Below are 1161 nucleotides of genomic sequence, written 5' to 3'. Positions count from 1 at the left end.
GTGGCTGCTCTCTGTACCGGCCATTGTAGCACGTGTGTAGCCCAGGACGTAAGGGCCGTGATGATTTGACGTCATCCCCACCTTCCTCACGGTTTGCACCGGCAGTCTTGTTAGAGTTCCCGACATTACTCGATGGCAACTAACAACAGGGGTTGCGCTCGTTATAGGACTTAACCTGACACCTCACGGCACGAGCTGACGACAACCATGCAGCACCTTGTAATGAGTCCGAAGAAGGGCCTGTTTCCAAGCCTGTCCCACTACATTTAAGCCCTGGTAAGGTTCCTCGCGTATCATCGAATTAAACCACATGCTCCACCGCTTGTGCGGGCCCCCGTCAATTCCTTTGAGTTTCAAACTTGCGTTCGTACTCCCCAGGTGGGATACTTATCACTTTCGCTTAGCCACTCAGCATTGCTGCCAAACAGCTAGTATCCATCGTTTACGGCGTGGACTACCAGGGTATCTAATCCTGTTCGCTCCCCACGCTTTCGTCCATCAGCGTCAATGTATTGTTAGTAACCTGCCTTCGCAATTGGTATTCCATGTAATATCTAAGCATTTCACCGCTACACTACATATTCTAGTTACTTCACAATAATTCAAGTTCTACAGTATCAATGGCAGTTCGACAGTTAAGCTGCCGGATTTCACCACTGACTTATAAAACCGCCTACGGACCCTTTAAACCCAATGATTCCGGATAACGCTTGGATCCTCCGTATTACCGCGGCTGCTGGCACGGAGTTAGCCGATCCTTATTCTTACGGTACCGTCAAGCCTCTACACGTAGAGGTGTTTCTTCCCGTACAAAAGCAGTTTACAATCCATAGGACCGTCATCCTGCACGCGGCATGGCTGGTTCAGGCTTGCGCCCATTGACCAATATTCCTCACTGCTGCCTCCCGTAGGAGTCTGGTCCGTGTCTCAGTACCAGTGTGGGGGATCTCCCTCTCAGGACCCCTACCCATCATTGCCTTGGTATGCCGTTACCATACCAACTAGCTAATGGGACGCATGCTCATCTTGTACCGATAAATCTTTAATATTAATGTGATGCCACATCAGTATACTATAAGGTATTAATCCAAATTTCTCTGGGCTATCCCTTTGTACAAGGCAGATTGCATACGCGTTACGCACCCGTGCGCCGGTCTCAAA

The 1161-nt window shown here is 49.5% G+C and carries 1 rRNA gene; it reads right to left on the bottom strand.

Annotated features, from left to right (window positions below):
- A 16S ribosomal RNA gene (locus ACFSR3_RS17390) occupies positions 1–1161 on the bottom strand; the annotation flags it as partial.

Origin of the sequence: Flavobacterium suzhouense (assembly GCF_042684765.1) — a bacterium.
GTDB lineage: Bacteria > Bacteroidota > Bacteroidia > Flavobacteriales > Flavobacteriaceae > Flavobacterium > Flavobacterium suzhouense.
Note: the sequence above shows the minus strand (reverse complement) of the source record. Positions and strands in the feature narration are given on the sequence as shown.